General features: G+C 64.2%; 6 protein-coding genes. 4 read left to right on the top strand and 2 right to left on the bottom strand.

Annotation, left to right across the window (positions count from 1 at the left end):
* Positions 1-71: 71 nt before the first annotated feature.
* The 3 genes from ACH2CW_RS06145 to ACH2CW_RS06155 are packed head-to-tail and all read left to right on the top strand — an operon-like array spanning position 72 to position 3,614.
* Entirely contained in the window at positions 72-725 is a 654-nt protein-coding gene (locus ACH2CW_RS06145; protein WP_395056123.1) for a histidine phosphatase family protein, read from the top strand.
* A complete protein-coding gene (locus ACH2CW_RS06150; RefSeq protein WP_395056125.1) occupies positions 725-1,852 on the top strand; it encodes a DSD1 family PLP-dependent enzyme in 1,128 nt (375 codons plus the stop codon). The genes ACH2CW_RS06145 and ACH2CW_RS06150 overlap by 1 nt, the downstream gene beginning before the upstream one ends.
* A gap of 19 nt (positions 1,853-1,871) precedes the next feature.
* Entirely contained in the window at positions 1,872-3,614 is a 1,743-nt protein-coding gene (locus ACH2CW_RS06155; RefSeq protein ID WP_395056127.1) for a lysoplasmalogenase family protein, read from the top strand.
* Here the strand turns inward: ACH2CW_RS06155 and ruvB are convergent.
* Both ruvB and ruvA read right to left on the bottom strand, forming a co-directional pair.
* Complete coding sequence (gene ruvB, locus ACH2CW_RS06160) at positions 3,594-4,673, bottom strand: Holliday junction branch migration DNA helicase RuvB (RefSeq protein WP_395056129.1); 1,080 nt, start codon at positions 4,671-4,673, stop codon at positions 3,594-3,596. The two genes, ACH2CW_RS06155 and ruvB, sit on opposite strands and share 21 nt — an antisense overlap.
* Positions 4,670-5,242: a Holliday junction branch migration protein RuvA gene (gene ruvA, locus ACH2CW_RS06165; protein WP_395056131.1), complete on the bottom strand. Its 573-nt coding sequence runs from the start codon at positions 5,240-5,242 to the stop codon at positions 4,670-4,672. The genes ruvB and ruvA overlap by 4 nt, the downstream gene beginning before the upstream one ends.
* A gap of 97 nt (positions 5,243-5,339) precedes the next feature.
* Here ruvA and ACH2CW_RS06170 point away from each other — a divergent pair.
* Positions 5,340-6,208, top strand: an 869-nt coding sequence (locus ACH2CW_RS06170; RefSeq protein WP_395056133.1) for a PhoH family protein, incomplete at its 3' end; no start/stop codon positions are given.

A 6,208-nucleotide genomic window follows, 5' to 3' on the forward strand; every position in this document is an offset into this window, starting at 1 on the left:
CCCATATTCCCTCGCTGATTTCCCGTTCGTCCTGAGCTTGTCGAAGGATGTCCGGAACGGAGCGCTGTTCAGTGAGTGAAGCCGCACGCGTGCTGGCCATACGCCATGGCGAAACCACCTGGAATGTGGATACGCGCATTCAGGGCCAGCTCGACATCGGCCTGAACGACACCGGGCGCTGGCAGGCTGGCCGGCTGGCGCAGGCGCTGGCCGGAGAACCCATCGCTGCGATTTACGCGAGCGACCTGGGGCGCGCGTTCGAAACCGCGCAGCATGTCGGCCGCGCCGCCGGCGTTCCGGTGATTCCGGAGCCTGGCCTGCGCGAGCGGCATTTTGGCGAGTTCCAGGGCAGGACCTTTGCCGACATCGAAAGCGCGCTGCCCGAACAGGCCATGCGCTGGCGCACGCGCGACCCGCACTTTGCGCCCAGCGGCGGCGAGTCGCTCACACAGTTGCGGGAACGCGTTGTCACGACCGCACACACCCTGGCGGCACGACATCCGGGCGAACTGATCGTGATGGTCGGCCATGGCGGCGTGCTGGACGTGTTGTACCGCGCCGCAACAAGGCTGGAACTGCAGGCGCCGCGCACCTGGGCGCTGGGCAATGCGGCCATCAACCGCCTGCTGTGGACGCCCGAGGGCTTCTCGCTGGTCGGTTGGGCTGATACCCAGCACCTGGAGCCAGAAGCCGATAACCGACCCCTGGATGAAACGAGCACCTGATGTATCTGCTGTCTGACCTTCTGGGCCGCCCCGCGGCCGACATCGACACCCCGGCGCTGGTGATCGACCTGGACGCGATGGAGCGCAACCTGGTTACCATGGCGGCCTTTGCGGCCAACCACGGCGTCAAGCTGCGGCCGCACGCCAAGATGCACAAAAGCGCCACCCTGGCCAAACTGCAAATGGCGCACGGCGCGGTCGGTGTCTGCGTGCAAAAAACGTCAGAGGCCGAAGCACTGGCGGCCTTGGGCGTCAACAACATCTACATCAGCAACGAGATCGTCTCGCCCTTCAAGCTCAAACGCGTCGTGGCGCTGGCGCGGGAACTCGAAGCCCTGGGCGGGCAACTGGCCATCGCGGTGGACAGCCTGGAAGGCCTGCAGCGGCTCGCAAAAGCCGTGCACGGGCAACACAGCCTTGTCCGCGTCTTCATCGAGATTGATGTCGGCCACGGCCGCTGCGGCCTGGCGCCGGGCGCCGCCGCTGTGCCGCTGGCGGCGGAGATGGCCAAGCATGCCGCGCTGCAGTTCGGCGGGCTGCAGGCCTACCATGGCCGCGCCCAGCATTTTCGCAGCGTGGCCGAACGGCATGCGGGTATCGCTCAGGTGATCACCCATGTACAGGCCACCAAAGCGGCGCTGCAGGTAGCGGGCTTTGAGGTTCCGCTGGTCACCGGTGCAGGCACCGGCACCTTCTCGCTGGAAGCCGCCAGCGGCGTTTATGGCGAGTTACAGGCCGGGTCTTATTTGTTCATGGACCGCGACTACGCGAGCAACGAACATGATCCAGCTCAGCCCGTTTTTGAACATGCGCTGTTTGTCAAAAGCCAGGTGATGAGTGTCTGCGCTGACCACGCGGTGGTGGACGCCGGTCACAAAAGCCATGCCATCGACTCCGGCCTGCCCTCTGTGCACGGGCTGGCGCTGGACTACGTCAACGGCGGCGACGAACACGGCATCCTGCGCGGTGCGGTGCTGCCGGCGATCGGCGACACGGTCTGGCTGATCCCCGGCCACTGCGACCCCACCGTCAACCTGCACGAGCACCTGCTCGGTGTGCGTGGCGGCCTGCAGCACGGCAAGGTCGAACAGATCATCAGGGTTGATGCCAGAGGCGCGCTGACCTGATCCCCGCCAGAATGGCGGCATGACTCTCTCGCCGAGCCAGATCATTGTCCTGGCGACACCCGTTTTCTTTCTGCTGATTGCGCTTGAATTCGCTTGGGGATATGCCAAGGGCCGCAACACCTACCGGCTGAACGACGCCGTCAGCAGCATCGGTCTGGGCATGCTGAGCCAGGTCAGCGCAGTGTTCACCCGCTTGTTTCGCATCGGCATCTACACCGCGATTTATTCCAGCGTTGCGCTGTACCCGAATCCCGAGTTCTGGAACACCTGGTACGGCTGGCTGATCGCGCTGGTGTTCTACGACTTCTGCTACTACTGGCTGCACCGCGCCGGCCATGAAAGTGCGGTGTTCTGGGCCGCCCATGTGGTGCACCACCAGAGCCAGGACTACAACCTCTCGACCGCGCTGCGGCAAACCAGCAGCGGCGCGCTGCTGGGCTGGATTTTTTATGTGCCGATGGCGGTGGCCGGTGTACCGCCGCTGATTTTCGGCATCGTCGCGCTGATCGACCTGCTGTACCAGTTCTGGGTGCACACCGAACACGTGCCCCGCCTCGGTTGGTTCGACCGCTGGTTCTGCTCGCCGTCGAATCACCGCGTGCACCACGCGGTCAACGACCGCTACCTCGACAAAAACTACGGCGGCATCCTGATTGTCTGGGACCGTCTCTTCGGCAGTTTCAAGGAAGAAGACGAGAAGTGTGTCTACGGCACGCGCAGCCCGCTCAACAGCTGGGACCCGCTGTGGGCCAATGCCGAGGTCTACTGGGCACTGGGCAAGGCGTCCTGGCACGCCGGAAGCTGGGGCGACAAGCTGCGTGTCTGGTTCAAGCAGCCGGGCTGGCTGCCGGCCGATGTTGCCGCGCGTTTTCCGAAAGAGGGCTTCGACATCACACGTGTCCAGTATTTCCATCCGCCGCTGCAGCCCGCGGTGGCGATCTTCGGTGGTGTGCAGTTTCTGCTGCTGCTGGCAGGCGTCGCGTATTTCCTCTGGCATGCCGACGCGATGGCGCCGGGGCCCGCGCTGGTCGGGCTGGCCGCGCTGGGCACCGGCCTGTGGGCGGTGGGCGGCCTGCTGCAGGGCCGGCTGTCGGTGCTGCAGGTGGTGCTGATCGAGGCGGCCGTGCTGGCGACTGCCACCGCCGCGCTGGGTTGGGTCGAAGCGCACCGTCTGTTCAAGCCGCTGGCCCTGCTTCTTGCTATTTTTTTGGTAGCTGCTCGCGCCCGTGGGGAAAGGGCATATGGCCGATTTGACATCAGGCTTCTGGCTGCGTTGGTGTTTTCACTGGCGGGCGACTGCCTGTTGATGTTCCCCGGCTTTTTCATTCCCGGCCTCGTGGCTTTCCTGGTCGCCCACCTGTTTTACATCGCGCTGTTCAAGCAAGGTATGCCCTGGTTCGCCAGCCGGCGAGCGCTCGGCCTGACATTGGCGACAGGCGCCGTGATGTACGCGTTTTTGTTCAACGGCCTGAATCCCGTGCTGCGAATTGCAGTGGCCGCTTACGTGGTGGTGATCGCGCTGATGGCCGCGCAGGCGATCGGTCGGGCTACCGTGCTGCGCGACAAGGCTGCTATCGGCGTGGCGGTCGGCGCCGGTTTTTTCATGCTCAGCGACGCACTGCTGGCCACCAACCGTTTTGCCGTTCCGCTGCCGATGGCGCAACTGTGGGTGCTGAGCACCTACTACCTCGCGCAAATCCTGATCGTGTTCAACGCCACGCCAGTGACCACGGCTGCAAGCTCAGGGCACAAACAAGTCTGAGGCGCCGTCCTGCCGGTTGGCCGGTGCCGTCACGCCCAGGTGCCGGTAAGCGGCCAGCGTCGCGATACGCCCGCGCGGTGTGCGCTGCAGATACCCCTGCTGGATCAGATAGGGCTCGATCACGTCTTCAATCGTGTCGCGCTCCTCGCCAATGCTGGCGGCGATATTGTCGAGACCGACCGGGCCGCCGTCGAAGCGGTGGATCACGGCTTCCAGCAGCTTCCTGTCCATCACGTCGAAGCCCTGCGGATCCACGTCCAGCATGGCCAGCGCCTTGTTGGCAATGTCCAGCGAGATGTGGCCACTGCCCTTGACGTCGGCATAGTCGCGCACGCGCCGCAGCAGCCGATTGGCAATACGCGGCGTGCCGCGCGAGCGGCGCGCGATTTCGAAACCGCCGTCCTCGTCCATGGGCGCGTTGAGCAGTTTGGCGCTGCGCGTGACGATGCGCTGCAGCTCCTGCGCGGTATAGAACTCCAGCCTGGCCACGATGCCGAAGCGGTCGCGCAGCGGATTGGTCAACATGCCGGCGCGCGTGGTGGCACCGACCAGTGTGAAGGGCTGCAAGTCGAGCTTGATGCTGCGCGCCGCCGGACCTTCACCAATCATGATGTCGATCTGGTAGTCCTCCAGCGCGGGGTACAAAATTTCCTCGACCACCGGACTCAGGCGGTGGATTTCGTCGATGAACAACACATCGTTTTTTTCGAGGTTGGTCAGCAGCGCCGCCAGGTCCTTCGGCTTTTCCAGCACCGGTCCCGAGGTCTGGCGCAGGTTCACGCCGAGTTCGTGCGCAATGATGTGGCTCAGCGTGGTTTTGCCGAGACCGGGCGGGCCGAACAGCAGCACATGGTCCATGGCCTCGCTGCGTTTTTTGGCCGCACCGATAAAAATCTCGAGTTGCTCGCGCACCTTGGACTGGCCGACGTACTCGTCAAACAGCTTGGGCCGCAGCGCGCGTTCAATCGCCTCTTCATTGGGCGAGGCCGGCGCGGCCGACATCACCCGTTTGACGGGCGGCACGCCCGACATGTCGAAGTCGTCGGTCTGGATGCTCATTTCGCGAGGGCTTTCAACGCCAGCTTGATGCCATCACTGACACCGATGTCCTTGGGCAGCGCCTTCAGCGCCAGCGCCGCATCACGGTCGCTGTAACCGAGCGCCACCAGCGCCTGCAGGATGTCGGACTGCGCATCGTCGGCCACGCTGACGGTGATGCCCATGTCGGCGCCGAGCTTGCCCTTGAGTTCGAGCAGCAGGCGTTCAGCGGTTTTTTTGCCGATGCCGGGGACCTTGATGATGCGGCCGGCTTCCTGGCTGGTCACCGCCTGGGCCAGTTCCTCCACACTCATGCCGCTGAGCACGCTGAGCGCAGTGCGGGGGCCGACACCGGAGATCTTGATCAGCTGGCGAAAGGCCGCGCGTTCGCTGGCACTGCCGAAGCCGTAGAGGATTTGCGCATCCTCGCGCACCACAAAATGCGTGAGCAAAGAGACTTTGTCGCCAAGCGCCGGCAGGTTGTAAAAGGTGCTCATGGGCACCAGCACCTCGTACCCCACGCCGTTGCAGTCCACCAGCAGTTCCGGGGGGTTCTTTTCAGCCAGCAGGCCTTGTATTCTTCCTATCATGTGCGTCCAATCATGGGCAAATCTTATCAGCCGGGCAGCGGGTGAAAATTGGGGGGACAATCCCGGCAAAACCCTCGATTTCAGGAAAACCCACGCCTTGATCCTCAGACACACCTTCACGCCGCCCAACAACACGCGCATGGGCCATCTGTGCGGACCGATGGACGCCCACATCCGCACCATCGAGGCCGCGCTGCAGGTGACGATTGCGCACCGCTTCGAGCAGTTCAAGATCGACGGCCCCAAGGCCAAGGCCCAGCAGGCGCTGGAGGTGCTGCAAGCGCTCTATGAAATGGCGAACCGGCCGATTCCCGAGGAGACCGTGCAACTGATGCTGGCCGGCGACGGCGCGATGTCCACCGCGCCCGATGGCGGTGCGGCGCTGTCGACGCGGCGCGCCGACCTGCGCGCCCGCACGGTGAACCAGGGCATGTACCTGGACAACATCGCCGCGCACGACATCACCTTCGGCATCGGTCCGGCCGGCACCGGCAAGACCTACCTGGCGGTGGCCTGCGCGGTGGATGCGCTGGAGCGCAGCGCGGTGCAGCGCATTGTGCTGACGCGGCCCGCGGTAGAAGCCGGCGAGCGCCTGGGTTTTTTGCCGGGTGACCTGAACCAGAAGGTCGACCCGTATTTGCGGCCGTTGTATGACGCGCTGTATGAACTGATGGGTTTCGAGCGCGTGCAAAAAGCGTTCGAGCGCCAGCAGATCGAAATCGCGCCGCTGGCCTTCATGCGTGGCCGCACGCTGAACCACGCCTTTGTGATCCTCGACGAGGCGCAGAACACCACGCCGGAGCAGATGAAGATGTTTTTGACGCGTATCGGTTTTGGCGCCAAGGCGGTGATCACCGGCGACGTCAGCCAGGTCGACTTGCCGCGCACGCAACTGAGCGGCCTGATCGATGCCGAACGGGTGCTCAAACGGGTCAAGGGCATCGCGATCACCCGCCTGACCAGCGC

Origin of the sequence: Polaromonas sp., from assembly GCF_043778355.1 — a bacterium.
Taxonomy (GTDB): Bacteria; Pseudomonadota; Gammaproteobacteria; order Burkholderiales; family Burkholderiaceae_C; genus Polaromonas.